This window comes from Streptomyces iconiensis, assembly GCF_028657195.3.
GTDB lineage: Bacteria > Actinomycetota > Actinomycetes > Streptomycetales > Streptomycetaceae > Streptomyces > Streptomyces iconiensis.
In genome coordinates this window covers 67050-92837 of sequence record NZ_JANCPR020000035.1, presented here as the reverse complement: position 1 = coordinate 92837, position 25788 = coordinate 67050, and the positions used below count along the sequence as shown (strand labels likewise).

General features: G+C 71.4%; 22 protein-coding genes. 12 read left to right on the top strand and 10 right to left on the bottom strand.

The genetic code is table 11. The features are described from left to right. The first annotated feature begins 6 nt into the window (after positions 1-6). The 3 genes from NMN56_RS29700 to NMN56_RS29690 all read left to right on the top strand — a co-directional run bounded on the left by NMN56_RS29700 (position 7) and on the right by NMN56_RS29690 (position 4106). A complete protein-coding gene (locus NMN56_RS29700) occupies positions 7-1125 on the top strand; it encodes a phospholipase D-like domain-containing protein (RefSeq protein ID WP_283742520.1) in 1119 nt (372 codons plus the stop codon). 268 nt (positions 1126-1393) lie between these two features. Then, positions 1394-2134: a uracil-DNA glycosylase gene (locus NMN56_RS29695; protein WP_274042150.1), complete on the top strand. Its 741-nt coding sequence runs from the start codon at positions 1394-1396 to the stop codon at positions 2132-2134. Between the two features lie 481 nt (positions 2135-2615). Continuing rightward, positions 2616-4106, top strand: a complete 1491-nt coding sequence (locus NMN56_RS29690) for a UDP-N-acetylmuramoyl-L-alanyl-D-glutamate--2,6-diaminopimelate ligase (RefSeq protein WP_274042149.1) — start codon at positions 2616-2618, stop codon at positions 4104-4106. Positions 4107-4189: 83 nt separating this feature from the next. On the opposite strand, the gene NMN56_RS29685 is transcribed toward NMN56_RS29690, so the two are convergent. The 4 genes from NMN56_RS29685 to NMN56_RS29670 form a co-directional block, all read right to left on the bottom strand. After that, positions 4190-4948 (bottom strand): glycosyltransferase family 2 protein, encoded by a 759-nt coding sequence (locus tag NMN56_RS29685; protein ID WP_274042148.1) that lies wholly within the window; start codon positions 4946-4948, stop codon positions 4190-4192. Beyond that, entirely contained in the window at positions 4945-5568 is a 624-nt protein-coding gene (locus NMN56_RS29680; RefSeq protein WP_274042147.1) for an SAM-dependent methyltransferase, read from the bottom strand. Before NMN56_RS29680 ends, NMN56_RS29685 begins: the two co-directional genes overlap by 4 nt. Continuing rightward, on the bottom strand, positions 5565-6656 hold the full coding sequence (locus tag NMN56_RS29675) for a PIG-L deacetylase family protein (protein ID WP_347178682.1): 1092 nt from the start codon (positions 6654-6656) through the stop codon (positions 5565-5567). Before NMN56_RS29675 ends, NMN56_RS29680 begins: the two co-directional genes overlap by 4 nt. Before the next feature lie 98 nt (positions 6657-6754). Beyond that, on the bottom strand, positions 6755-7837 hold the full coding sequence (locus NMN56_RS29670) for an acyl-CoA dehydrogenase family protein (RefSeq protein ID WP_274042146.1): 1083 nt from the start codon (positions 7835-7837) through the stop codon (positions 6755-6757). Between the two features lie 251 nt (positions 7838-8088). Here NMN56_RS29670 and NMN56_RS29665 point away from each other — a divergent pair, with 251 nt between their 5' ends. The 4 genes from NMN56_RS29665 to NMN56_RS29650 all read left to right on the top strand — a co-directional run bounded on the left by NMN56_RS29665 (position 8089) and on the right by NMN56_RS29650 (position 14783). Beyond that, on the top strand, positions 8089-9852 hold the full coding sequence (locus NMN56_RS29665) for a thiamine pyrophosphate-binding protein (RefSeq protein ID WP_274042145.1): 1764 nt from the start codon (positions 8089-8091) through the stop codon (positions 9850-9852). An 11-nt stretch (positions 9853-9863) separates the two neighbouring features. After that, entirely contained in the window at positions 9864-11096 is a 1233-nt protein-coding gene (frc, locus tag NMN56_RS29660; RefSeq protein ID WP_274042144.1) for a formyl-CoA transferase, read from the top strand. A gap of 1 nt (position 11097) precedes the next feature. Then, the gene (locus NMN56_RS29655) at positions 11098-13326 is read left to right on the top strand and encodes an acetate--CoA ligase family protein (RefSeq protein WP_274042143.1); all 2229 of its coding nucleotides are present in this window, start codon (positions 11098-11100) and stop codon (positions 13324-13326) included. A 65-nt stretch (positions 13327-13391) separates the two neighbouring features. Next, entirely contained in the window at positions 13392-14783 is a 1392-nt protein-coding gene (locus tag NMN56_RS29650) for an OFA family MFS transporter (protein WP_274042142.1), read from the top strand. A gap of 91 nt (positions 14784-14874) precedes the next feature. Here NMN56_RS29650 and NMN56_RS29645 read toward each other — a convergent pair whose 3' ends face one another. Further along, positions 14875-16116 carry an MFS transporter gene (locus NMN56_RS29645; RefSeq protein WP_274042141.1) on the bottom strand — a complete coding sequence of 414 codons (1242 nt, stop codon included), beginning with the start codon at positions 16114-16116 and terminating at the stop codon, positions 14875-14877. A 230-nt stretch (positions 16117-16346) separates the two neighbouring features. On the opposite strand from NMN56_RS29645, the gene NMN56_RS29640 reads away from it, so the two are divergent. Continuing rightward, on the top strand, positions 16347-16799 hold the full coding sequence (locus tag NMN56_RS29640; protein WP_274042139.1) for a winged helix-turn-helix transcriptional regulator: 453 nt from the start codon (positions 16347-16349) through the stop codon (positions 16797-16799). Positions 16800-16951: 152 nt separating this feature from the next. Here the strand turns inward: NMN56_RS29640 and NMN56_RS29635 are convergent, their stop codons facing one another. The 3 genes from NMN56_RS29635 to NMN56_RS29625 form a co-directional block, all read right to left on the bottom strand. Continuing rightward, a complete protein-coding gene (locus NMN56_RS29635) occupies positions 16952-17629 on the bottom strand; it encodes a GntR family transcriptional regulator (protein WP_274042138.1) in 678 nt (225 codons plus the stop codon). An 88-nt stretch (positions 17630-17717) separates the two neighbouring features. Further along, entirely contained in the window at positions 17718-18110 is a 393-nt protein-coding gene (locus NMN56_RS29630) for a hypothetical protein (RefSeq protein ID WP_274042137.1), read from the bottom strand. A 75-nt stretch (positions 18111-18185) separates the two neighbouring features. Next, complete coding sequence (locus NMN56_RS29625; protein WP_274042136.1) at positions 18186-19613, bottom strand: sugar porter family MFS transporter; 1428 nt, start codon at positions 19611-19613, stop codon at positions 18186-18188. 142 nt (positions 19614-19755) lie between these two features. On the opposite strand from NMN56_RS29625, the gene NMN56_RS29620 reads away from it, so the two are divergent. The 3 genes from NMN56_RS29620 (at position 19756) to NMN56_RS29610 (ending at position 22316) form a co-directional block, all read left to right on the top strand. Next, positions 19756-20466, top strand: coding sequence for a GntR family transcriptional regulator (locus NMN56_RS29620; RefSeq protein WP_274042135.1), 711 nt, complete (start codon positions 19756-19758; stop codon positions 20464-20466). Then, complete coding sequence (locus tag NMN56_RS29615) at positions 20463-21407, top strand: ROK family protein (RefSeq protein WP_274042134.1); 945 nt, start codon at positions 20463-20465, stop codon at positions 21405-21407. The genes NMN56_RS29620 and NMN56_RS29615 overlap by 4 nt, the downstream gene beginning before the upstream one ends. 177 nt (positions 21408-21584) lie before the next feature. Further along, on the top strand, positions 21585-22316 hold the full coding sequence (locus tag NMN56_RS29610) for an N-acetylmannosamine-6-phosphate 2-epimerase (RefSeq protein WP_274042133.1): 732 nt from the start codon (positions 21585-21587) through the stop codon (positions 22314-22316). A gap of 50 nt (positions 22317-22366) precedes the next feature. On the opposite strand, the gene NMN56_RS29605 is transcribed toward NMN56_RS29610, so the two are convergent. Together NMN56_RS29605 and NMN56_RS29600 are read right to left on the bottom strand one after the other, a co-directional pair. Next, positions 22367-23404: a LacI family DNA-binding transcriptional regulator gene (locus NMN56_RS29605; RefSeq protein WP_274042132.1), complete on the bottom strand. Its 1038-nt coding sequence runs from the start codon at positions 23402-23404 to the stop codon at positions 22367-22369. Between the two features lie 3 nt (positions 23405-23407). Beyond that, complete coding sequence (locus NMN56_RS29600; RefSeq protein ID WP_274042131.1) at positions 23408-24352, bottom strand: sugar phosphate isomerase/epimerase family protein; 945 nt, start codon at positions 24350-24352, stop codon at positions 23408-23410. A gap of 584 nt (positions 24353-24936) precedes the next feature. Here NMN56_RS29600 and NMN56_RS29595 point away from each other — a divergent pair. After that, positions 24937-25674, top strand: a complete 738-nt coding sequence (locus tag NMN56_RS29595; protein WP_274042130.1) for a hypothetical protein — start codon at positions 24937-24939, stop codon at positions 25672-25674. Positions 25675-25788 lie beyond the last annotated feature (114 nt).

The following is a 25788-nucleotide window of genomic DNA, read 5'->3' as shown; positions in this document are numbered from 1 at the left end:
CGGCCGGTGTTCAACGACCCCGGCGCACTGGCCGACGGCGGTCCCAGCGCGCAGCAGTCCGCCGTCATGGACCAGCTCATCGGGCTCGTACGGGCCACGCCCGCCGGTGGTGAGATCAACTTCGTGATGTTCGAGTTCGCCGACGGCGCCAGGTCGACGGCGGTGAAGGACGCGCTCCTGGAAGCGCACCGCAGGGGCGTTCACGTCAAGGTCGTGCTGGACTCCGCGAGTCCCGATGTGCTCGCGCAGCTCAAGCGGGCCTTCGAGGCGGGCACCGACCGCGAGTCGTGGGCCGTTGGCTGCCCGGCAGGGCGAGGGTGCATCGCGAGGAACTACATGCACAGCAAGTTCGCCACGTTCTCCAGCGTGCGCGTGGGCGGCCAGGAGCACAAGAACGTGGTCTTCCAGACCTCGTCCAACCTCAACGACTGGTACCTCTACAACTCCTACAACGACGCCGTCACCTTCAGCGACGCCAGGGTGTACGCGGACTACCGCACGTACTTCAACGACCTGCGCGCCATGAAGTCCGATCCCGACTACTTCTGGACCAGCACGACCGGCGCGACGTACCGGGGCATGTACTACCCCCGTCAGCAGACGGACGCGAAGGACCCGATCGCCAACGTCCTCAAGCTGGTCAAGTGCAGCTACCAGGAGGGCGGCACCACCCGGCAGACGGACGTCCGTATCGCGCTGACCAAGTTCAACAAGCACCGGCTGGCCATAGCACGACAGTTGCGGGCACTGCGTGACCAGGGGTGCTGGGTCGATCTCGTCTACCCCGCCAAGTCGGAGTCCGGGACCGTCTCCGTCGACCCGGAGGTGCTCAGCGCGCTGAAGCCGCAGCCGGGCAGGGAGCCCATCCAGATCACCCCGTGCCGCTTCGACCCCGGCAACGGCCAGAAGGTCTCGCTGCACACCAAGGTCATGATGATCGACGGGCGTTACGACGACGACATCACTCCGCGCGTCTACACGGGCAGCGCCAACTTCACCCACCTGGAGAACGCGGACGACTCCGCCGTCAGGATCGCCGGCCGCGACAACCACACCGCCTACCTCTCCTGGTTCTGGAACCTGAGGGACACCTGCAAGGCGAAGACGCCTCCCGGCTCGCGGTGAGCGAGCGGTCGCGGTTCGGCGAGGACCGACCGTGCGTCCGCGCGGTGCTGCGGCACGGCCACACACCCGGCCCGGATGAGTACGGGTACCCGGACGGCACCGGGCGGGAAGGGTTGCGGCGATTTCCCGCCGCGTACGGGCACGGCTGAGGCGGCGCCCGGTCCGGCCGTGCCACCGGCCGTGCCCACCGATACGGCGGGCACGGTCGGCAAGGCGGGCACGGCGAACCGTTGTGGCCGGGCAGGGCAGGGTGTCCGATGGTGGAGTCATGGAGTATCCCGAGGAACAGGCGCCACGCGCACAGGATCTGCGGACGCTCGGCCGGTCGCTGAGCCGCTGCCGGGCCTGCCCCAGGCTCGTGGAGTGGCGCGAGGAGGCGGCGCGTACGAAGCGGAAGGCGTACGCCGACTGGGACTACTGGGCACGCCCCGTACCGGGATTCGGCCCGCCGGACGCGCGCATGCTCGTCGTGGGCCTCGCACCCGCTGCGCACGGCGGCAACCGTACGGGCCGCATGTTCACGGGCGACCGCTCGGGCGACGTGCTCGTGGCGGCTCTGCACGATCTGGGCCTGGCCAGTCGGGCGACCTCCACGCACAAGGACGACGGGCTCGAACTGCGCGGCGTGCGCTTCACAGCGCCCGTCCACTGTGCCCCGCCCGACAACAAGCCCACGCCCGCCGAACGCGACACCTGCCGCCCCTGGCTGGCCCACGAACTGGAGCTGCTGCGCCCGACGGTACGGACCGTCGTCGCGCTCGGCGCCTTCGGCTGGCAGGCGGTCCTGCCCGTGCTCGGCGCCGCCGGCTGGCAGATCCCGCGCCCCCGCCCCGCCTTCGGCCACGGCGCCCGCACCGTGCTCGCCCCCAAGGAGCAGGGCCCTTCCCTCACCCTGTACGGCTGCTACCACGTCAGCCAGCAGAACACCTTCACCGGCAGGCTCACCCCCGCCATGCTCCGCGAAGTGCTGGGAGCGGCGGCCGAGGAGGCGGGCATCCAGCTGAGCTGATCCGGACCGGAGCCACTCCGTTCCGAACAGGCGTTCCGGGCACGTACACTCTCCGTATGGGACATACACATACGGTGACGGGGAGCCCGGTCCGGGCCTCTCGCTCGCTGGGTCCCGACGCGCCCCGGGCCCGCTGCCGCGCGCTGCACGGCCACGGCTAGCAACTTTCACGACGGGCACACGCGTCCGGTTCTCCCGCCTCCCCTTCCCGCCATGCCCAAGAGCACGCAGGAAGCATCCCAACGGCGGACCCCGGCATCACGCCGCCTCCTCCTGAGTCCCTGCTCCTGAGTCCCTGCTGACGGGTTCAGCGGGCTCCCGCACCGCATCCGCCGCACAAGGCTCCCCCCACCGCGCACCCCTGAACCGCCCCCTCCCCCGCACCATCCCCGCACCATCCCCCTACGGCCAGCGCCCCTGGCGTACCGCCGGTTTCGCTTCCCGCGACCCGGCGGGCCGACCGCACCCTGAGAGGACCCCTATGAAGCTGAGCGAGTTGCTGGCCGGGCACGACCACGAAGTACTTCTGGGGGACGCGGGGACGGGAATCACCGCGGGAGCGTGCCTGGATGCCCACCGCGTCATGCCGGGTTCGCTGTTCATCGCGGTACCCGGGCACCGGGAGGGCGGCCCCGAGGCCGTCGGTTCCGCGCTGGCGCGGGGCGCCGTCGCGGTGCTCGTCGAAGAGCCCGCTTCCGGTCTTCCCGCTGCGGTATGGCCGTCGGCCGAAGGCGCCTGCGTCGTACGGGTGGCCGACACGCGTAAGGCCGCGGCGCTGATCACTTCGCGTTACTACGGGGAGCCCGGCCGGTCGATGGAGATGGTGGCCGTCACCGGCACCAACGGGAAGACGTCCGTCTCGTACATGGTGGAGTCCGTGCTGCGGGTCGCCGAGGGCGGGAAGGTGGGTGTGATCGGGACGGGCGGCAACCGGATCGGGGACGAGCTGATCCCGATGCCGCGCTCGGTACTGACCACTCCGGAGTCACCGGACTTCCAGTATCTGCTGGGGCACATGCGCGACCACGGGGTCGGCACCGTGGTCCTGGAGGCCACCTCGATGGGCCTGCTGAACCACCGGATCGACCACTCCTTCCTCGACGTGGGCATCTTCACCAACCTCACCCAGGACCACCTGGACGACCACGGCACGATGGAGCACTACCGGGACGCCAAACTCCGGCTCTTCGGCGGCCTCTGCGGGCGTGCCGTGGTCAACGCGGACGACCCGGTCGGCGCGCTGATTCCGGCGATGATGCCGGGTCTGGTCCGTACGTACGCGCTGGACGCCGAGGCCGACTACCGGGCGACCGACCTGGACATGGACGCCTTCGGTACGCGGTTCACGCTGCACCACGACGGGCGCAAGTACCCGGCCGCGATCCCCGTGCCCGGCAGGTTCTCGGTCGCCAACGCCCTGGCCACCCTGGCCGCATGCCATCTGCTGGGCCATGACCTGGCAGGTCTGGTGGCTGCGCTGGACCGGATGCCCCCGGTCCCCGGGCGGCTGGAACGGCTTGAGGCTCCCCAGGGCGCTTCCGTCATCGTGGACTACGCGCACTCGCCCGACTCCCTGGACAAGGTGCTCGCCGCCATCAGGGACTTCGCCGCCGCACGCGTCATCACGGTCTTCGGCTGCGGAGGCGACCGGGACGTCACCAAGCGGGCCCGGATGGGCGAGATAGCCGGGTCACACTCCGACCTGTGCGTGCTCACTTCGGACAACCCGCGTAACGAGGACCCCGAGGCGATCATGGACCAGATCGCTCCGGGTCTCACGGCCACCGGCGCCCCCTTCGAACGGATCGCCGACCGCCGCGAGGCCATCGCCTTCGCCCTGTCCGCCGCGGGACCGGCCGACATCGTGCTGGTCGCGGGGAAGGGCAGCGAGCCGTACCAGATCGTCGGCGACCAGCTGATCCCGTTCAGCGACATGGCGACGGTGCGCGAACTGTCGGCCGTACAGGACTAGGGCGCGCTTCCCCTGCCCTTCCCCTGGTTCGCGCAGCTCCCGGGCGCGCGCAGCAACCTGATTCGCCCAGCTCCCTGGTTCGCCTAGCGCCCCCGGTTCGCCTGGTCTGCCTGGTCCGCCTGGCTCTCCAGGCGCAGCAGGAAGGCGCCGAAGCCGGCGGGGGCGCGGCAGGTGCGGCGTGCCGAGGTGTGCACGGGGTCGCGGTCGGTGCGGTGGAGGCGGCTGCCGCGCGCGGTGAGGGCGCGTACGAGTGCGTGGTCCTCACCGGTGGTCAGCGGGGGAAAGCCACCGGCCGCGAGGTAGGCGTCGGCGCGTACGGCGAGGTTGGCGCCGTGCACGTGGGGGTGGGTGCCGGGCAGCCTGCCGGGTTCGCGGCGATGTGCGGCGTAGTACCCGCGGAAGCGGGCCGCGGTCTGCGGCGTGTGTCCCGACCAGTCGTCGACGGTCACGGCACCCACGACGGCCTCGAACCCTTCGCCGGCGCACGCGAGTTGAGCCGCGAGCCAGCGGCGTGGCACGCGGCTGTCGGCGTCCGTGTGCGCGAGCCAGACCTCGGCCGCCGTGAGCCCGGAGCCGGGTGCGAGGAACGCGTCCAGTGCGGCGGCCGTGCCGTGTGCACGCGCGGCGCCCGCGCTGCGGAACCGGGGCTCGGTGACGGTCGCACCGTACGCGCGGGCGAGCCGAGCCGTCGCGTCCCGGCAGCAGTCGGCGACGACGTACGTGTGCACGCGTACCGCCGCCAGGGCCGGGTACGCCGTGGCTGCCCGTATGGACTCCAGGCAACCGGGCAGCAGCCGTTCCTCGTTGTGCGCGGGGACGACGACGGCGACCGCGCGGATCACGCGAGGCCCTCGCTCTCCGCGACCGAGCGGGGGTACACACGCTCCCCGCCTGCGGGCACCCGCACGAACACGTCCAGCAGGAAGTCGTCCTCCTCGTGCGCGACCGTCCTGACGAGCCCCGGCACACGGCGCAAGGCGGCGTGCACGGCGTCGCCCGACTGCGCGTGGTCGGCGACCGGATGCCGCCAGTGAACGGCGACGAGCGTGCCGCCGCTCTCCAGCGAGCCGGCGGCGCGGGCGAGGAGGCCGCCCACCTCGGTGGGGCCGAAGTAGTAGAGGATCTCGGAGAGTACGACGAGGTCGAAGGCGCCCTCGGGCCATTCCTCCGGCAGTACACGCACATGGACGCGCGCGTGCGGATGTCCGCTGAGCCTGCGCCGGGCAGCGGCCACGGCACGCGGGGAACGGTCGCAGCTCAGCAGGTACGCACAGCGTTCGGCGAGCCGGACGCTCAGGACACCGACGGAGCAGCCGGGTTCGAAGGCGGCGCGGTAACGGTCGCGGGGCAGCGCGGCCGTGGTGAGCGCGTACTTGCGCTGCTCGTACCACCTGACGCCCAGGCTCCAGGGATCCTCAGCGTCCCGGTACATCCCGGCGAAGTACTCAGCAGGCGTGTTCACACGCCCCCACCAGGCGCTTCGGTAGTGCGCTGCTCCTCGTCCGGCCCCAACTCCCGTCCGTCTGCTGCTGTTCCCCGCCCCTCTACTGGTACTTCCGGCTCCACTACTGGTACTTCGTGATCCTCCGGCACTTCATGAGTTCCCGGCGCGTGGCGCAGGACGATTTCGTACTCGCGCTGGAAGTGGGCCAGTTCGGCGGGCGGGAGGACGGCCGCGTCGGCGGGGTGCTCTCCCAGCGGGCGCACCTGGCTGGCGAAGCAGTCGAGTGCGGCTCGCTTCCGGGCCGCGGTCCACGCGTCGAGCGGCACCCGCGCGGCACGGCGCCAGGGCACACGGGGATCGCCGGGCGTGGCCCAGTGCCAGGCCCATACGGGGTAGTGCAGTACGGGCACGCCCGTGGCGGCGCAGGCGGCAGCAGCAGCGCGCCCCGCGGCCTCGTGGTCGGGGTGCGCGTCACCCGTCCAGGGCGCGGCACACGCGTCGAATCCGGACATGAGGCCCAAGAGGCGCTCGGTGAGGGAGAGTTCGTGCCGGGCCACGGCCGTATCGGGGAGGCCGAGCGGGACGATCTCCACATCCGGCGCACCGAGAACCTCCAGCGCACGGCGTGCCTCGGCGCGACGCACACGGGCGAGGTCCCGGGCGAGCGGGGCTGTGCTGTCGGGGTGGGACGCCTCACCGTCGGTGACGGCGACCAGCCGCAACCGTGCACCGCTGTCAGCGAGCCGCGCGAGGGTGCCGCCGAGCGCGAGGACTTCGTCGTCGGGGTGCGCGGCGACGACCAGGACACTGCGCAGCGGCGTCAGATCCAGTTCCGGGAACCCCCGCGGCGCGGCCCACGCCGCCCACGCTGCCTCTGGGGTGCCGGGCGCGCGAATGATGTCGTGCGCCCAGTCGTGCGACGGGGCCGGCTCCCGCGACGGGGCCGGCCCGGGGGCCGCCGCCCGTCGCCGGGACGAGGACGAGGGCGCCCGCCTCGCGGAGGACGGCGATGGAGACGGGGGCGGGGACGGATACGAGGACGGGGACGGGGACGCGTACGAGGCGCGGGCGCGACGGGCGGAGTGGTCGGCACGCCCGGAACGCACTTCACGATCGGCAGGCTCGGAACGTGCTCCACGATCAGAACGGGCGCCGCTGTCAGGCAGATTCGGCCCCGCAGCACGGTCGGACCGGGCACGCGGGGTCATGAGGGCCGCTCCTGCACTCCCGGCAACCCGCCGGTCGCCACCGCCCCGAGCGCCGCCGTCCCCAACGCCGCGAGGTCCCGTTCGCCGTGGTGCTGGCGGAGGTAGACGGTCAGGTCGGTGACGGTGCGTGCGTGCCCGGCTTCGTGGGCCAGCGGGCCGGCGCCGAGTGCTCGGCCCACGCGGTACAGCACGTCGGAGGCCACGCCCTCGACGAAGGAACGCACCCGCATGGCACGCAGTGCGGCGCCGCCCTTGCGGTCGTCGGGGTCGGCGTCCAGTTCGGCCGCCGCACGGTCGAACAGCGCGTCCGCCGCCTCCAACTGGGCGTCCACAGCACCGAGATGGGCGAGCGTATGCGGTTCCCCGCAGCGTGCCGCGGCGGCCCGAAGGGTGGCGGCCACGGCGCGCGCTCCGCCGTACCAGCAGGCGGCGACGCCGATACCGCCGTGGTGGAAGCCGGGGCGTTCGAGGTAGGCGCCCGGCGGTCCCGCACGGGTCGCGGGAGCGGCGTCGAAGCGCATGTCGAGGGTGTCGCTGGCCGCCATTCCTGCGGCCGTCCAGCTTCCGGACACGGGTGTGGCGTGCGCGGGGTCCAGCGCGACGGCGAAGAGCCCACGCGCCTCGCCTGTGCGGGCGGTGACGAGCGCGTGGGTGCAGGCGCGGGCTCCTGAGCAGTACGGCTTGGTGCCGGTCAGCCGCCAGTTACCGTCACGTGTGGGCACGGCTTCGAGTGCGGCGCCGGGCGGCTCGGCCGCCCATACGCCCCAGCGCCGGCCGGGGCGTACACCGGGCAGGTCGCGTACGCCCAGGTCGCGCAGCTCGGCGAGCACGGCAAGCGCGTCGGTGTGGCCCTCGGCGAGGCGGACGAGTCCGAGGTCCCGTTCGGCGAGCGCCGTCAGCGCGGCCCAGCGTTGCCGGGTACGCCCGGATCCCGGCAGCGGCAGATCGAGCGTGCCGTCGTGCACCAGCCGGGTGAACTCGGCCGCTACGGCCCGGCGATGGCCCTCGGTGTCCAGCCCGCCGCCGACGCGTTTTTCTGCCCCCGGGGCCCCGGTCGGGGCGCCGCGTTCGGCTGTCATGCCGCGTACCTCCTGGCCTGCGACGGTCCGCTTCCCACGGTCACCGTGGCATGGCCTGAGCGGCGCCGCGCGCGGGACGTTCGCCGCCGCCGGGTCCGCGTACTCCCTCTGGACACACGCCCGTCGATGCGGGATAACGAGTCCATACAGTATGAGTCGACTGTATGCAATCTACGGTCGACGAACGGGTGACGAGTGATCCAGCGAGGTAACTGACTACCCGTCAGCCCCGGAAGGGAGCACATCCCGCCATGACCGACGAGAACGGCAAGGGCGAGAACGGCAAGGGCAATACCGGCAAGGGCGAGAACGCCAACGGCCGGGCCGGCCAGAACAAGGACGACGGCCTCATATCCGGCGGCCATCTGGTCGCCAAGGCGCTCAAGGCCGAAGGGGTGGAGGTGATCTACACCCTGTGCGGCGGCCACATCATCGACATCTACGACGGCTGCGCCGACGAGGGAATCTCCGTGGTGGACGTACGCCACGAACAGGTGGCGGCGCACGCGGCGGACGGTTACGCGCGGCTCACCGGGCGGCCGGGGTGCGCCGTGGTGACGGCGGGGCCCGGTACGACGGACGCGGTCACCGGCGTCGCCAACGCGCTGCGCGCCGAGTCCCCGATGCTGCTGATCGGCGGCCAAGGTGCCCATACGCAGCACAAGATGGGCTCGTTGCAGGACCTGCCACACGTGGACATGATGACGCCGATCACGAAGTTCGCCGCGACGGTGCCGGACACGGCGCGTGCGGCTGACATGGTGTCGATGGCGTTCCGCGAGTGCTATCACGGTGCGCCGGGGCCCTCCTTCCTGGAGATCCCCCGCGATGTGCTGGACGCGAAGGTGCCGCGCGAGCAGGCCAGGGTGCCGAGTCCCGGGCACTACCGCGCCTCCACCCGGCAGCCGGGCGACCCGGAGGCGGTCGAGCGGCTGGCTGGACTGCTGGCGGCTGCCGAGCGCCCCGCGATCCTGCTCGGCGGGCAGGTGTGGACGACGCGCGCGACGGGCGCCGCACGCGAGTTGGTGCGCACGCTGGACGTACCCGCCTATATGAACGGCGCGGGCCGTGGCACGCTGCCGCCAGGCGATCCGCACCACTTCCAGCTCTCGCGGCGGCACGCGTTCTCGCGCGCTGACCTCATCGTGATCGTGGGCACGCCGTTCGACTTCCGTATGGGGTACGGGAAGCGGCTGTCGCCCGAGGCGACCGTGGTGCAGATCGACCTGGACTACCGCACAGTCGGCAAGAACCGGGACGTGGACCTGGGCATCGTCGGCTCGGCCGACCTGGTGCTCGCCGCCGTCACCCAGGCCGCTTCCGGGCAGCTCAACGGGGCGGCGCGCACGACGGGGCGCAAGGTGTGGCTGGAGGAGCTGCGGGAGGTCGAACAGAAGGCGGCCGACAAGCGCGAGCCGCTGCTGCGCTCCGCCGCTGACCCGATCCACCCCTATCGGCTGGTGCACGAGATCAACGAGTTCCTTACGCCCGACTCGCTCTTCATCGGCGACGGCGGCGACATCGTGACGTTCTCGGGGCAGGTCGTGCAGCCCCACTCCCCCGGTCACTGGATGGACCCGGGGCCGCTGGGGACGCTCGGCGTGGGGGTGCCGTTCGTGCTGGCCGCCAAGCAGGCCAGGCCGGACAAGGAGGTCGTCGCGCTGTTCGGGGACGGCGCGTTCTCGCTGACGGGCTGGGACTTCGAGACGCTGGTCCGCTACGACCTGCCGTTCGTGGGCATCGTCGGCAACAACTCCTCGATGAACCAGATCCGTTACGGCCAGCGCGCCAAGTACGGCGCGGCACGTGAACGGCTCGGCAACACGCTCGGCGACGTGCCCTACGACGCGTTCGCGCGGATGCTCGGCGGCCATGGCGAGGAGGTGCGCGATCCGGCGCAGCTGCGGCCGGCGCTGGAGCGCGCCAGGGAGTCGGGCAAGCCCTCGCTGATCAACGTCTGGCTCGACCCGGACGTGTACGCACCCGGAACCATGAACCAGACCATGTACAAGTGAGGTGAACCCGCGTGACTGACAAGGCACTTGACGGTGTGCGCGTCCTGGACATGACCCATGTGCAGTCGGGGCCCTCGGCGACCCAGCTGCTCGCCTGGCTCGGCGCCGACGTCGTCAAGCTGGAGGCGCCCGGCGGGGACATCACCCGCAGGCAGCTGCGCGATCTGCCCGACGTGGACTCGCTCTACTTCACCATGCTCAACTGCAACAAGCGCAGCATCACCCTGAACACCAAGACGGAGCGGGGCAAGGAGCTGCTGACGGAGCTGATCCGGCGCAGCGACGTGCTGGTGGAGAACTTCGGTCCGGGAGCGCTCGACCGTATGGGCTTCTCATGGGAGCACGTGCACCGGCTCAACCCGCGGCTGGTGTACGCCTCGATCAAGGGGTTCGGTGACGGCCCCTACACGGGTTACAAGGCGTACGAGGTGGTCGCGCAGGCGATGGGCGGCTCCATGTCGACGACGGGTTCCGAGGACGGACCGCCGCTGGCGACGGGCGCCCAGATCGGTGACTCGGGTTCGGGAGTGCATACAGTCGCCGGGATACTGGCGGCGTTGTACCAGCGCGAGCGTACGGGCCGGGGCCAGCGGGTGCGGGTGGCGATGCAGCACGCGGTGCTCAACCTGTGCCGCGTCAAGCTGCGCGACCATCAGCGCCTGGCGCACGGCCCGTTGCGCGAGTACCCGGTCGACGATTTCGGGGACGAGGTGCCGCGCTCGGGCAACGCCTCGGGCGGCGGCCAGCCCGGCTGGGCGGTGCGGTGCGCGCCCGGCGGCCCGAACGACTACGTGTACGTGATCGTGCAGCCGGTGTCATGGGAGCCCCTGTGCACCCTCATGGGCCGCCCTGAACTGGCCGGCGATCCGGCGTGGGCGACACCGGAGGCGCGGCTTCCGCAGCTCGGCAAGATGTTCCAGATGATCGAGGAGTGGACCTCGACCCTGCCCAAGTGGGAGGTGCTGGAGGCACTCAACGCGCACCACATCCCGTGCGGCCCGATCCTGTCGACCAAGGAGATCATCGAGGACGCCTCGCTGGCGGCCGACGGGATGATCGTGGAGGTCGAGCACCCCACACGCGGCACCTTCACCACCGTCGGCTCCCCGCTGAAGCTCTCCGACTCCCCCGTCGAGATCAGCTCGTCCCCCCTGCTCGGCGCCCACAACACCGAGGTCTTCTCGGGCGAACTCGGCCTGGCGGAGCGCGATGTGGAGCTGCTGAAGAGCGAGGGAGTAATCTGAGATGGCCTCGACCGACACTCCCTCAGCCGGCACTCCCTCTCCCGGCAGCTCCTCCTCCGGTACTCCCTCCCCCGACAGCCACTCCCCCCACACCGCGTCCGAATTCGACAGGGCGAGCGTCCAGAAGGTGCTGGACGCGGCGCGCGCCGCCGGGCGTACCGGGCTGACCGCGACGGAGGCGGAGACCGTCGCCGAGGCGTACAGCATCCCCACCCCGGCGCAGGGCCTCGCCACCAGTGCGGAGGAGGCCGCCGCGCTGGCGGCCCGTATCGGCTTCCCCGTGGTGCTGAAGATCGTCTCGCCGGACATCACGCACAAGACGGAGGCCGGCGGCGTCGTGGCCGGCGTGACCACGGAGGCGGCTGCACGGGACGCCTATGCCACGGTCCTCGCCAACGCCCGCGCCCACCAGGCCGGCGCGCTGATCGAGGGCGTCCAGGTGCAGCGCATGGCGACCGAGGGCCAGGAGGTGCTGGTGGGCGCCGTGACCGACCCGACGTTCGGCAAGGTCGTCGCGTTCGGGCTCGGCGGCGTCCTGGTGGAGGTGCTGGAGGACGTGACCTTCCGGCTCGCACCCGTCTCGCCCGGCGAGGCGCGTTCGATGCTGGACTCGGTGCGCGCCGCCAAGGTGCTGCGGGGCGTACGGGGCGCCGCACCCGTCGACCGGGAGGCGCTAGCCGGTCTCGTCGTACGGGTGTCCCAACTGGCCGCCGACTTCCCCGAGTTGACGGAGGTCGACCTCAATCCGGTGTTCGCCTCGGCCGACGGGGTGCTCGCCGCCGATCTGCGGCTGCTGCTCGGTGACGAACGCCGGCGGGAGCGACCGCACTTCACCGACGAGGAGATCCTCACCTCGATGCGCCGGCTGATGGAGCCCCGTTCCGTCGCCGTCATCGGCGCCTCCAACGAGGAGGGAAAGATCGGCCACTCCGTGATGCGCAACCTGGTGGACGGCGGCTTCACCGGCGGGATTCACCCGGTCAATCCCAAGGCGCGGCGGGTGCTGGACCGTACGGCGTACGCGTCGGTGCTCGATGTGCCGGGCGAGGTGGACGTCGCCGTGTTCGCGATCCCGGCGCGGCTCGTGCCCGCGGCGCTGGAGGAGGTGGGCCGCAAGGGCATACCCAACGCGGTCCTCATCCCCTCCGGTTTCGCCGAGACCGGCGAACACGCGCTCCAGGACCGGGTCGTCGAGGTGGCCAGGGAGCACGGGGTGCGCCTGCTGGGCCCCAACATCTACGGCTACTACTCGCCCTGGCAGAACCTGTGCGCCACCTTCTGCACCCCCTACGACGTACGGGGCGGGGTCGCGCTCACCTCGCAGTCGGGCGGGATCGGCATGGCGGTGCTCGGCTTCGCGCGCACGACGAACACGGGCGTCTCCGCGATCGTCGGGCTCGGCAACAAATCGGACGTCGACGAGGACGACCTGCTGACGTACTTCGCACAGGACCCGCACACCCGGTGCGTGGCCATGCATCTGGAGGACCTCAAGGACGGCCGTGCCTTCGTGCGCGCCGCGCGCGCGACGGTCCCCGAGAAGCCGGTGATCGTGCTGAAGGCGGGGCGTACGGCGGCTGGTTCGCGCGCTGCCGGTTCGCACACGGGTGCGCTCGCGGGCAACGACGCGGTCTACGACGACGTGCTGCGCCAGGCGGGCGTCATCCGGGCGCCGGGGCTGAACGAGATGCTGGAGTACGCGCGCGCACTGCCCGTCCTGCCCACGCCCCAGGGGGACAACGTCGTGGTGATCACGGGCGCCGGCGGTTCGGGCGTGCTGCTGTCGGACGCGCTCGTCGACAACGGGCTGTCCCTGATGGAGATCCCCGACGATCTGGACGCGGCGTTCCGCGCGTTCATCCCGCCCTTCGGCGCGGCGGGCAACCCCATCGACATCACCGGGGGCGAGCCGCCCTCCACCTACGAGGCGACGATCCGGCTGGGCCTGGATGACCCCCGTATCCACGCCCTCGTGCTCGGCTACTGGCACACGCTCGTCACGCCGCCGATGGTCTTCGCCGAACTGACGGCGCGCGTGGTCGCCGAGGCACGCGCACGGGGCGTGCACAAGCCGGTCGTCGCCTCGCTGGCGGGCGACACCGAGGTCGAGCAGGCCAGCGCACACCTGTTCGCGCACGGTGTGGCGGCCTATCCGTACACCACGGAGAAGCCGGTCGCCGTGCTCGGCGCCAAGTACCGCTGGGCCAGGGCCGCGGGACTGCTGCCCTGACGCACCCTCGCACCGCTCGTACCGCCCGCGGACCACGGGCGGAACCTCTCCCGCGAAGGGGCACCATGGGACGTACCCACGATCCGACACCTGCCGTCACCTACCGCGAGTTAACCGACCGCAACGGCAGGGTCTACCGGGTCGGCGAGACCGACCGCGACCTGCTCGGACACTCCCGCAAGATCATGATCTATCTGCCGTGGGTGGCCATGATGGCCATCAGCGTCTTCGAGTACGCCTACGGCTCGGCCGAGGACACACTCTCCGAGGCACACGGCTGGACGCAGTCGAACACCTTCTGGATCCTCAGCGTCTGGGTGTTCTTCCAGGCCGGGGTGGCCTTCCCCGCCGGCTGGCTGCGCGAGCACGGCATCCTCACCGCGCGGCGTGCCATGTACATCGGCTCCGGACTCGCGCTGTGCGGCTTCCTCTCCCTCTCCCACACCTCCAACGTGCTGCTCGCGATCCTGGGCTTCGGTGTGCTGGGCGGCGTTGGCTGCGGCTTCATCTACGCGACCTGCATCAACAGCGTCGGCAAGTGGTTCCCCGAACGGCGCGGTGGCAAGACGGGCTTCGTCAACGGCGGCTTCGCCTACGGCGCCGTGCCGTTCGTCTTCCTGTTCAACTACGCCTTCGACACCAGCAATTACCAGGGTGTCCTGGACGCCATCGGGGTCTACGTACTGATCGTTGTCGCCGTCTGCGCCTGGTTCTTCCGCGACCCGCCGAAGAACTGGTGGCCGGCCGACCACGACCCGCTGCTGCGCGCCGGCGCCTCCAAAACGGCGGCTGCGCTGGACAAGAACCCCCCGGCTGCCCGCCAGTACGCGCCGATGGAGGCGATGCGCACGGGCATGCTGCCGCTGATGTGGCTGCTCATCGTCATGACGGCGGGCGTATCCATCTTCGGTATCTCCTTCCAGGTGCCCTTCGCCAAGGAGGTCGGCTTCGGCCCGATGGTCGCCGCCTCCTCCATGGGCGTCATGTCGATCATCAACGGCGTGGGCCGGGGGTTCATCGGCTGGCTCTCGGACCGGTGGGGACGCAAGTCCACGCTGATCTTCGTGATCGTCGTGCTGGGCCTCGCGCAGTTCGGGGTCCTGTGGGCGGGCAACATCCGCAACCAGGCGCTGTTCCTGGCCTTCGCCTTCATCTCGGGGTTCGGCGGTGGCGCGTTCTACCCGATGTTCGCCGCGCTCACGCCCGACTACTTCGGGGAGAACCACAACGCGACCAACTACGGCATCGCCTACAGCGGCAAGCTCGTCAGCGGCCTGTTCGGCGGCGGCCTCGGCGCGATGGCCGTCGACGCCTGGGGCTACGACGGCGCCTACCTCCTCGCGGGCGGCATCTCCCTGCTCGCCGCCGCCCTCGCGTTCTTCCTGCACAGACCAGGAGTCCCGCGCACCAAGGACATCGTGCCCAACCACCATGCGGCAGGACGCGAGATGGCCTGAGCGACGGCGGCAGTGCCTGGACGCCGGTTCAGGCACTGCCGCCGGGCGAAGCACAGCGGGTCGGTGGCGCGGGGCGGCCGGCGAGGAACGCTCAGGCTTCGCCGCGAGAGGCCCCCTTGCGCGAGGTCTCCTGGGAAGCGGGACCGGAGAGGGCGGCGGGACCGGCAGCGGCGGGTGTGCTGTGCCGGGTGAACGCCCACAGTGCGAAGCCGAGGCAGCTGAACCCGGCGCCCAGTACGCATACGGCGCCCCAGCCGGCGACCGTATAGAGGGAGGTCGCGGCGATGGCTCCGGCGGCGCTGCCGATCGAGTAGAAGACCATGTATCCGCCGATCAGCCGGCTGCCCGCTTCCGGGTGGAGCGCGTAGACGAGGGTCTGGTTGGTGACATGGACCGCCTGCACAGCCAGGTCGAGCAGGATCACGCCGACGACCAGGGCCCACAGCGAGCTGCGCGTGCAGGACAGGGGCAACCACGAGGCGGCGAGCAGTGCCAGGGCGATGCCGGTGGTACGCCGGGAGAGCCCGCGGTCGTTCAGGCGGCCCGCCATGGTCGCGGCCAGCGCTCCGGCGACACCGATCAGCCCCAGCGCCCCGATCGCACCATGGGACAGGAAGTACGGGGCCCCGCTGAGCGGCAGGGCGACGCTGCTCCACAGAGTGCTGAAGGCGGCGAAGATCAGCAGCCCGAACAGGGCACGGAGCCGCAGCAGTCGTTCCCGCGCGAACAGGGTGACGGTGGAGCGCAGAAGCTGTCCGTAACGCAGGGTCGCCGGCGGAGCGTCACCGTGGCGCGGCAGCACCCGGTACAGGACCAGCGCGAGCAGAGCGGTGAGCGAGGCCGAGGCGAGGTAGACGGAACGCCAGCCCGCGAGGTCGGCCATGAGTCCTGACACCGTGCGGGCGAGCAGAATCCCGATGACCACGCCGCTGGTGACCAGCCCGACGACCCGCCCGCGCACGGCACTTGGGGCCAGTGATGCCGCGAAGGCCACCAGCGTCTGCGTGACGACCGCGAGAAGCCCTGTGGCGGCCATGCCCGCGAGCAGGATCGCCGCCGTGCGGGCTACGGCGACCAAGGCCAACGCCGCTACCAGGAACAGCAGTTGAGCCACGACGAGCCGCCTGCGGTCGACCACGTCACCCAGCGGTACGAGGAAGAAGAGGCCCAGCCCGTATCCGACATGCGTGAGGGTGACCACGCTGCCGACAAGTGCCGGGCTCATGGCGAGGTCGTGGCCGATGGTCACGAGGAGCGGCTGGGAGAAGTAGACATTGGCCACCGCGGCACCGCAGGCGACGGCGAACAGGACGACCAGGCCGCGGGACAGCACGAACGCGGGTCCTTCCCCGCTTCCGCCGCTCCCGCCCGGCGCTCCCCCGCCCCGGGTGCTCCCACTTGGCGCTCCCCCGCTCCGGGCCTGGGTCCGCCCCGTCACAGCCTCACCGTTGCCGGGCATCAGCACTCCCCTTCACTATTGGTTTCATCTTGCAACCAGCAGTGAACGTAGCTTCCTTGGTAGCATGTTGCAACCAGTGCGGAGACGAGAGAGCGAGGGACGCCATGGTGAGCAGGACGCGCTTCGACGACAGCGAATGCCCCGTCGCCCGGTCCGTTGACGCGATCGGCGACTGGTGGTCCCTGCTGATCGTGCGGGACGCCTTCGACGGGAGCCGGCGCTTCGGGGAGTTCCAGCGCAGCCTCGGCGTGGCCAAGAACATCCTCACCGCGCGCCTGCGCGCCCTGGTCGCAGGCGGTGTCCTCGAATCCGTCCCCGCCTCGGACGGCAGCGCCTACCGCGAGTACGTGCTGACCTCGAAGGGCAGGGCGCTCTTCCCCGTCATCGTCGCCCTGCGGCAGTGGGGCGAACAGAACTTCTTCGCACCGGGCGAACCGCACTCACAGCTGGTCGACCGCCGACAGGGACAGCAGCTCCGCGCACTGGAGGTGCTGTCCGCCGACGGACGACCGCTGGACCCGGACGACACCACCGTCCACAAGCTCTCCCCCCGGTGACCTGAGCCGACGCCGGAGAACCGGCGCCGGCACGCGCTCACCGGTACGCACTCGGCGGTACGGACTCACCGTGATGCGCTCGCCGGTACGCACTCACCGGTACGGGGCCGGCCGGCATGGGGCTCACCCGGATGGGGATCACCGGCACGCGCTCAGGTGTCGCCGCGCTCGTGGTAGGAGCGGCGCGTCTGCTCCGTGTGGTCGCGCATCACCGCTGCCGCCGTGTCCTGGTCTCCGAGTTCGATGGCCTCGATCAGCCAACGGTGCTCGATCCAGGACTGGGCGCCGCGCTGGCGTGCGACAGGGCGGTAGTACCAGCGCACGCGGCGGTCGACCTGGGCCGACAGCTCCGCCAGTACCGCATTGCCCGCCAGCTCCATCACCTTCGCGTGGAAGGCGGCGTTGGCGTCCACCACGGCGTCGACGTCGTCCGCCGCGACCGCCGCCTCGCCGCGCACGCACACCTCCTCCAGCTCCTTGATGCCGTCAGGCCCGCTGTGCGCGGCGGCGAGACGCGCCGCCTCCGCCTCCAACAGCGCCCGTACGGAAAGGAGTTGGTCGGCCTCGTCCTCGGACGGCTCGTGCACGAAGGCCCCTTGGGCGGGGCGCAGGTCGACCCACCCATCGGTCGCCAGCCGCTGCAACGCCTCCCGCACCGGCTGCCGCGAGACCCCCAACTCCTCGGCCAGTTCGCTCTCCACCAGGTGCTGGCCCGGCCGCAGCGACCGCGTCGTGATCAGCCCCAGCAGCGCTTCGTACACCCGCTCACGCAGGGGTCCAGGCCGCTCCAGCCGTTCCACGGCCCCCCGTGGCAGTCCAGTACGCGACATCCGCTCTCCCCGCCCGCTCGTCGAAAACAGCCTATTGTCTACAGTCTACGAGCGACGGTCGTCCGCACACGGAGCCTGTGGACAACGCTCACTGCTCGGACTGCCGCACCGCGTCCTCGTGTTCACGCAGCGACAGGGCCACGGACCCGGAGATGAACTTCGCGGTGCCGACGGCGGTGAAGGGCAGCGCGAGGAGCAGCCCCGCCACCGGGGCCGGCCACTGCCGGCCCGACGTCACACAGGGGCCGGGCACCCCGTCACCGGGCGGCCCGTAGGCGTGGTCGTCGTCGTCGGCGTCCCTGCTCCCGAGGTCCACGACCGGCGCACTGCACGGAGCGCCGCCCTCGGTCGTGTACGGAGTGAACAGCTGCCAGGCGGCGTACGCCATGAGCAGTCCGGCGGCGGCCAGGAGAAGAAGGCCCGTCGACCGTCTCCCGTATGCCGCTTCCCTGAACCTGTCCTCGACCACGACCCTGCGCACGGCGCCCCCTGTTTCTCCGTCCGGCTGACCCGGCGGATCGTACAGAGGTTCCGGTCGCCGCGGCCGGCGACCGGGTCACAACGTGCTCGCGCGCGGCGCCAGTTCGCGTTCGATCTGCTCCAGGCTCTTGCCCTTGGTCTCGGGGATGCGCCGGAGGGTGAAGAGGAAAAGCAGGGCGCAGACGGCTGCGTAGAGGGTGAACGTGCCTGTCCCGCCGAGCGTGTCCAGGAGCGAGAGGAAGGTCAGCGAGACCAGGAAGTTCATCGTCCAGTTGGAGAACATGGTGGCGCTCATGGCCGTGCCGCGGATGCGCGCGGGGAACAGTTCGGACGGGATGATGAAGACGACGACGTTGAGCGTCGTGGCGACGGCGGCGACGAAGAGGACCACGCACAGGACGGCGAGCCAGGCGAACGAGGACTCCTGACCGCCGGCCGCGAGGGTGGCGGCCAGTCCCGCGAGGGCGAGCGTCATGATGGCGGCGCCCGTGGCCAGCAGCTTCTTACGTCCGAAGCGGTCGACGGCCAGCATGCCGACGGGCGTCATGACCAGGTTGACGATGCCGACGCCGACGGTGGCCAGGATCGAGGAGGACGAGCCGAGGCCGCTGCTCTCGAAGATCTTCGGCGCGTAGTAGATGACGGTGTTGACGCCGGAAGCCTGGCCGAGGATCTGGAGGCCGACGCCCGCGACGATCGCGGGACGCACGGAGGGGTCGGCGAGCGCGCGCCACCTGCCCTTGCGGGGCGCGGCCGGCTTGCCCTCGGAGCCCGCGGTGATCTCCGCCAGCTCGGCGTTCACGAGGGCCGTGTGCCCGACACCCCGCACCCGCTCCAGTACCGCCCTGGCGCGCTCGGTGTGGCCCCGCAGCGCGAGCCAGCGGGGCGACTCGGGCATGAGCAGCATGCCGCCGCCGAAGAGCAGCGCGGGGACGGCGGCGAGGCCGAACATCCAGCGCCAGCTGTGGGTGACGTCGTGCAGCGCGTAGTTGGCGACGTACGCGAGCACGATGCCGAGCGTGATCATGAGCTGGTTGAGGCCCACGAGGCGACCCCGGTAGCGGGGCGGTGCGACCTCGGCGATGAAGACGGGAACGAGGTTGGAGGCCGTTCCGATACCGAGGCCGAGGACGAGCCGGGCAGCGGTGAGCAGGATCGCGGAGGGCGCGAGGGCCGCCATCAGCGCGCCGATGGTGAAGACGGCGGCGGCCGTCACCAGGATCGGGCGGCGGCCGTAGCGGTCGGCGAGGTTCCCCGCGCCCGCTGCGCCGATCATCGCACCGACCAGGATCGAGCTGACCACGACGCCCGAGCTGAGCGAGGTGAGCGAGAAGTCGTCCTCGATGGTGAGCAGGGCTCCGGAGATCACGCCCGTGTCGTAGCCGAACAGCAGCCCGCCGAGAGCCGCGACGAGCGCGACACCGATCACAGGGCGGAGGTCGGCACCTCCGCCACGGGCGCCCCCACCGCCGTCCCGCGGCACGGTTCCACTGAGCGACGCCATGGCATCTTCCCTTTCACTCAACTTCACTCAGCCAACATTGGCTGGTACCAATCTTGCACCGCGATAGTCATCACACAAGGTTTGACGTAAGATTTTGTCGATTGGTTGGTACCTATCAATGTCGACCTGGGAGTGGTGCCGAGTGGCCCGACAGGCCAAACACGAGGAACTCCGGCAGGCTCTGCTGGCCGGGATCACCGGCTCACCGCCGCACACCCCGCTCCCCACCGAACGGGAGATCTCCGCGCGGCACGGCGTCTCCCGCAACACCGTCCGGCAGGCGCTGGACGCACTCGAAGCGGCGGGCAGCCTCTACCGGGTACAGGGCGCGGGCACTTTCGTCGCACCGCCCGTGGTCTCCAAGTCGCTCACGCTGACCTCGTTCTCCGAGGACATGCGCGCCCGCGAGCTGGAGCCAGGATCCCGGCTGCTGGCGGCCGGGACCGTGCGCGCGGGGCGGCAGCTCGCCGAACGCCTGGGCGTGGAGCCCGACTCCGACGTCGTACGTGTCTCCCGGCTGCGGCTCGCCGACGGCTCCCCCATGTGCCTGGAGAACGTGCACTTCCCCGCCGAACGCGTCCCAGGTCTCACCGACGAGGACCTGACCGGTTCGCTCTACATGCTGCTGAACGAGCGCTACGGGCTGGACATCCGCTCGGCCGACCAGATCGTGCGGGCCGTCGACCTGGACGAAACCGCTTCGGCACTGCTGGGCGTGCCGCTGGGCAGTTCGGGGCTGCGCGTCCAGCGTGTGGGGATGGACCACAGGGACACCCCGGTCGAGGCAACGACGACGATCTACCGCGCCGACCGCTACGACATCCGCTTCACCGTCCGCAGGGGGCAGCAGTGAGCACCGCATCCGCAGCCGGCACCCTGCTCGGCGTCGACGTCGGCGGCACGAAGATCGCCGCAGGGCTGGTCTCGTACGACGGCGCGCTGCTGACCAGCGTCGTCCGTCCCACGCCCGCCGCGCAGGGCCCGGCCGCCGTGCTCGACGCCATCGCCGCGGCCGTCACCGCGCTCCCGGGCCGGGAGGCGGCCGACGGACTCGGCATCGGCACGGGCGGTGTCATCGACCGGGCGCGCGGCGTCGTCCTGTCGGCCAACGACCTGCTGCCCGGCTGGGCCGGCACCCGCCTGGCCGAGGAGCTGACGGCACGCCTGGGCCTGCGGGTCGCCGCCGACAACGACGCGAACGTCTTCGCACTGGCCGAGCAGACCTACGGCGCCGGAGCCGGCTGCGACTCCGCGCTCTACGTCAGCGTGGGAACGGGCATCGGCGGCGGGCTGGTCACCGGGGGCAGGCTGCTGCGCGGAGCGCACTGGACGGCCGGCGAGTTCGGCCACATCGCCGTACCCGAGGCAGCGGGCCGCCCGTGCAACTGCGGCCGTACGGGCCACCTGGAGGCCGTCTCCTCCGGCCCCGCGATCACCGCACGGTTCCGCGAACTGAGCGGCGAGACGGACGTGCACGACCTCAGAACGGTCGCCTCGCTCGCGGAGGCGGCGGAAGCGGCGGGACCGGCAGGGGCGGCAGGGGTGGCGCTCGCCGAGGGCGCGGCGGCGCTCGGGCGTGCGCTGGCCGGGCTGGTCAACACCTTCGACCCCGAACGGGTCGTCGTCGGCGGCGGCGTCGCGTCGGTCGGCTCGCCCTTCTGGGAGCCCCTGACGGAGGCGTTCGCCGCGGAACTGCTGCCAGGGCCCGCCGCCGTACGGCCCGTACTCGCGGCGCTGGGACCGCGCGCCGCCGTGATCGGGGCCGCGGCGCTGCTCCTGGAGAGACGGGACTGAGCGCACGCCGCTCCCGCCGCACAGGGAAGCAACGGACCGGCGGACCAACAGCCCGGCGGACGACGTACCGACGGACCGACGTATCGACGTATCGACGGCCCAGCGGACCGACAGCGGACCGACCGACCAACAGCGGACCGCAGAAGACCGACCCGAACGAAGGACTGAGGACAGAGCATGACCGAGCCGGTATCCGAAGCGCCCAGCCGGACCACGATGCCCGGGGCACGCGTGCGCGCGCTGCTCGCTGAGCTGAGGGGGCAGTTGGTCGTCTCCTGCCAGGCCCCTCCGGGAGACCCCCTGCGCTCCCCCTCGCACATCGCGGCGATCGCCGCCTCGGTGAGCGCGGGCGCCCCCGTCGCCGCGCTGCGGGTACAGGGCATCGAGGACATCCTGGCGGTGCGCGAGGCCGTCTCGCTGCCCGTCATCGGGCTGTGGAAGGACGGCGCCGAGGGCGTCTACATCACGCCGACCGCCGCGCACGCGCGCGCCGTCGCCGAGGCGGGGGCCGAGATCGTCGCGGTGGACGCCACCTCACGTCCCCGCCCCGACGGGCGCCCGCTGCGCGAGACCGTGGAGACGGTGCACGGGCTCGGCAAGCTGCTGATGGCGGATGTCTCCACGGCCGAAGAGGGCGTGGCCGCGGTGGCGCTGGGCGCCGACCTGGTCTCCACGACGCTCTCCGGCTACACCCCCTACAGCCCTCAACGGCCGGGCCCCGACCTGGAGTTGGTGGCCGACCTGGCCGCTCGCCTGGACGCGCCCGTCTGCGCTGAGGGCCGCCTGCACACGCCCGAACAGGCCCGTACGGCGCTGGAGTCGGGGGCCTGGTCCGTCATCGTCGGGGGCGCGATCACCGCCCCCGCCGCCATCGCCGGCCGCTTCGCCGCCGCGCTGCCCCCGGTGTGAGCGCGCCCTTCGCCGCCATGAGCCCCGGCCCCGTGCGCCCGGCGGCACGGTCAGCGGCGGGCTGCCGATGTGCTCGGCACGTTGTACGGGGTGACGACCTGGACCGGTGAGGGCTGCGGCGGCCCCTCGTCAGGGAGGGCGCCGTGTGCGCGCATCACGGTCAGACAGGCGTCGCGCATGTCCTGGCGCAGATCGTGGTGGAGCACGGCCGACACGCGGCCCTCGCGCAGGAGGCGGGTGTTGTCGTGGTCGAGGTCGTGTGCCACGAAAACGGCGCAGTCCCTGCCGGCCTCCGCGAACACCTCGGCCGTGGCGGCGTTGCCCCCGCCGACCGAGTAGACCGCGCGGATGCCCGGGTGTGCGCGCAGCGCCTCGCGTACGAGGTCGCGCTGCGTGGCGTCGAGGCCGTCGCTGTCGGTGACCTCGACGAGGCGCCGGCCGGGCTGTGCGGTGCGCATGGCGCTGCGGAAGCCCATCTCCCGCTCCTCCTCATTACGGAAGAACCCGCGGCTGAGCGTGGTGAGCACGTCGCCCGTGCGGTCGCCGAGCCACTGCCCGACGAGGTAGGCGGCCGTGGCACCCGCCGCCCTGTTGTCGATACCGACGTAGGCGAGGCGCGCGCTGCCCGGCAGGTCGGTCGCCAGCGTCACCACAGGTATGCCCGCCGCCGCCAGGCGGCCGACGGCCGCGACGGTCTCGGGCACGTCGGGCGCCTTGAGCAGCACGCCTTGGGAGCCGCGTGCCGCGATCCGGTCGAGCGTCGCCACCAGCTCCCCGACGGGGCCCGTCTCACGGAAGTGGAAGCGTGAGCGCAGCGCGGCGGGGCGCAGCGAGGGGAGTTCGGCCTCCAGCGCGTCCCGTACGGCCGAGGAGAACCGGTCGGGGCACTGCATCACGATGTCGATCATGAACGTGCGGCCACCGATGCGCACCTGCGTGCGCTGTCTGTCCAGGTCCTCGACGGCCCGCCGCACCTCCCGCACGGTGCTCTCGCGTACGCCGCCGCGCGCGTTGAGCACCCGGTCGACGGTGGCCTCGCTGAGCCCCGCCTGCCGGGCGATCTCCCGGATCGGATACGGGTGCGCCACGGCCTAGGCGGTACGGGTCAGGAGCGTACGGAGGTGTTCCGCGCTGGTCCACGCGTCGTCCAGCGGACCGTGGGCGCCGGGCTCCCCGGTGAGGACGGTGTCCTGTTCGAGGACGTGCCAGCCCTCGAACCCGGTGGCGGTGAGGTGGCCGACGATGGACTCCACGTCCACGTCACCCGCACCGAGCGGCCGGTACATGCCGTCGCGTACGGCCTCGGTGTAGGACACGCGTCCGGTGCGGACCTTCGCTGCGAGGGAGGCGTCGACGTCCTTCATATGGGTGTGCGCGATACGTTCGGGCGCCTGGCGCGTCAGTTCGGCCGGGTCGGTGCCGCCGACGAGGAGGTGACCCGTGTCCAGGCACAGCGAGATCGCGGAGCCTTCCATCACCCGGCGGACCTCCTCACCGTTCTCGACCATCGTGCCGACGTGCGGGTGCAGCACCGCGCGCACGCCCCGCTCCGCCGCGAGCCCCGCGACCCTGTCCAGATTGGCCAGCAGCGTCTTCCAGCCTGCCTCGTCCAGCTCGGGGCGTGAGTCGTACCCTTCCTGGCCCGTCACCGCCGAGAGCACCAGGACATCGGCGCCCGTCGCGTCGTAACCGGCCAGAAGCGCTTCGGCCCGGGGCAGCGGATCCGCCCCCGGCACATGGAGCAGCAGGGGCGTGAAGCCACCGACCGCGTGCAGTCCGTGGCGGCGCAGCGTCTCCGCACGCGCACCGGGCTCGGAGGGCAGAAAACCTTCGGGCCCGAACTCGGTCGCCGCCAGCCCGACCTCCCGCATCTCGCGCAGCACCCGCTCGGGCCTCAACTGGTGCCCCCAGCCCGGCACTTCGCACACGCCCCAGGTGATCGGGGCACCGGCGATCCGCTGCTGCGCTCCGGCCGCGTCACCGTGTGCGGTGCCGTGTGAAGTGCCGTGTGAAGTGCCGTGTGGGGTGCTGTCCATGTGCTTGCCTTCCGCTCGGGCGGCCCTTCGACCGGCATGCCGCACCTCATGCCGACCGGCATGCTCGTACGGGCCCACGCTAGGCACACAGGGCGCCTCCGCTGAAGGGGGTGATCCCTCACACCGCCCTCAGCGGGCCCATCATTTTCCCCTCAGCACGGTGAGTGGTCCCCTGGGCCACAGTGGCCCGCTCTTCCCCTGCCGCCCTCCGGACCTTCCCTGCCGCCCTCCGGAAATTCCCTTCCGGAACGCCGCCGCTTTTCAGGTAAAGAGAGCGGATTCACCTCGATGCCGTAGTCGTTCACCCTCAGGGAGCGCCACAAGCGCCGGTGCCTATCGTTTCCCGGGTATGCCTCAGCCGATTGACGCAACAGAGTATGGCGACGTTACGACAAACACACGCACCCGCCCTGAAGTTGGCGGCACAGAGGACCAACACGCCTACTCCGTTTATGTGAAGAGAACAAACTCGGCTCATTCTCCTTACCCCTGCGGCCCGTTGGAGGAATTCCTGGAGCAAATGGGCCGCATTGAAACCGACTTCCAGCGGAAGTGGATCTCGCTGAGCGCTTGCGAGGACGCCGGTGAATGAGTACCCGGATTACTCGGACCCGTACCTGGCGCACTACGGTTCGGGGCTGCCCACCGAGCAGGAGGGCCTGTTCCTTCCCCCGCTGCTCCCCGGGCAGCGGCAGGACAGCCTGGACCCTCCGCACCTGTCGGGCTACGGACCCGGGTGGGACTTCGATGCCGACCTGACGCAGTTGCTGCAGGAGGCGCGCTGGGAGTCGGAGAGCGGGCGCACCATCGAGACGGAAGCGCCGCTCGGCCGCTCAGGCATGGCGAAGCCGGCACACAGGCGGGGCCGCAGGACGGCGCCCGAACTGCTCGTGCCCGTCATGTCGTTCATCGTCACCACACTGCTCGTGGCGACGTTCGCCGGGGTCAGCACCGTGGGCGGCATCGTCACCTACGGGTTCGCCCGCACCTCGGCCGCGAGCGTCGTGGACGAACTGGCCACGTGGTGGCCCGTACTGCTGCACGGCCCCTGGGTGGCGGCCTCGCTCTTCATGCTCCGCTCCCCCTCCGTCCGCGGCAGGCGGGCGCGGGCCGCGTGGTCGGTCCTGCTGTTCTTCTCCGCCGTCACGGCGGCGCTGTGCCTCACGCAGACGACGCCGAACTTCACCGGTATCGCCGTCGCCGTACTCCCGCCCCTCGCCGCACTGGCCTGCCTGCGCCTCCTGGTCCTCCACATCGCCCCCGTACACCCCCGCCACGCCCTCTCCCGGCGAAAACCGCCTCCCAGCCACCGCGCGGGCTGACCGCCCGGCGAGAGAGGCGGCACGACCACCGGGTGGTCGCGCCGCCTTTTCTGTGAGCGGGGCCGTGGCCCCGGGTTCTGTGAGCGGGGCCGTGGCCCGCGTTCCGGCCGTCGG

Bases quoted from the DNA above. Each gene is read 5' to 3' on its own strand.
- NMN56_RS29690 (WP_274042149.1), top strand. From the start codon at position 2,616: ATGAAGCTGAGCGAGTTGCTGGCCGGGCACGACCACGAAGTACTTCTG.
- NMN56_RS29650 (WP_274042142.1), top strand. From the start codon at position 13,392: ATGGGACGTACCCACGATCCGACACCTGCCGTCACCTACCGCGAGTTA.
- NMN56_RS29600 (WP_274042131.1), bottom strand. From the start codon at position 24,352: ATGGACAGCACCCCACACGGCACTTCACACGGCACTTCACACGGCACC.
- NMN56_RS29625 (WP_274042136.1), bottom strand. From the start codon at position 19,613: ATGGCGTCGCTCAGTGGAACCGTGCCGCGGGACGGCGGTGGGGGCGCC.
- NMN56_RS29610 (WP_274042133.1), top strand. From the start codon at position 21,585: ATGACCGAGCCGGTATCCGAAGCGCCCAGCCGGACCACGATGCCCGGG.
- NMN56_RS29665 (WP_274042145.1), top strand. From the start codon at position 8,089: ATGACCGACGAGAACGGCAAGGGCGAGAACGGCAAGGGCAATACCGGC.
- NMN56_RS29670 (WP_274042146.1), bottom strand. From the start codon at position 7,837: ATGACAGCCGAACGCGGCGCCCCGACCGGGGCCCCGGGGGCAGAAAAA.
- NMN56_RS29640 (WP_274042139.1), top strand. From the start codon at position 16,347: ATGGTGAGCAGGACGCGCTTCGACGACAGCGAATGCCCCGTCGCCCGG.
- NMN56_RS29635 (WP_274042138.1), bottom strand. From the start codon at position 17,629: ATGTCGCGTACTGGACTGCCACGGGGGGCCGTGGAACGGCTGGAGCGG.
- NMN56_RS29655 (WP_274042143.1), top strand. From the start codon at position 11,098: ATGGCCTCGACCGACACTCCCTCAGCCGGCACTCCCTCTCCCGGCAGC.
- NMN56_RS29695 (WP_274042150.1), top strand. From the start codon at position 1,394: ATGGAGTATCCCGAGGAACAGGCGCCACGCGCACAGGATCTGCGGACG.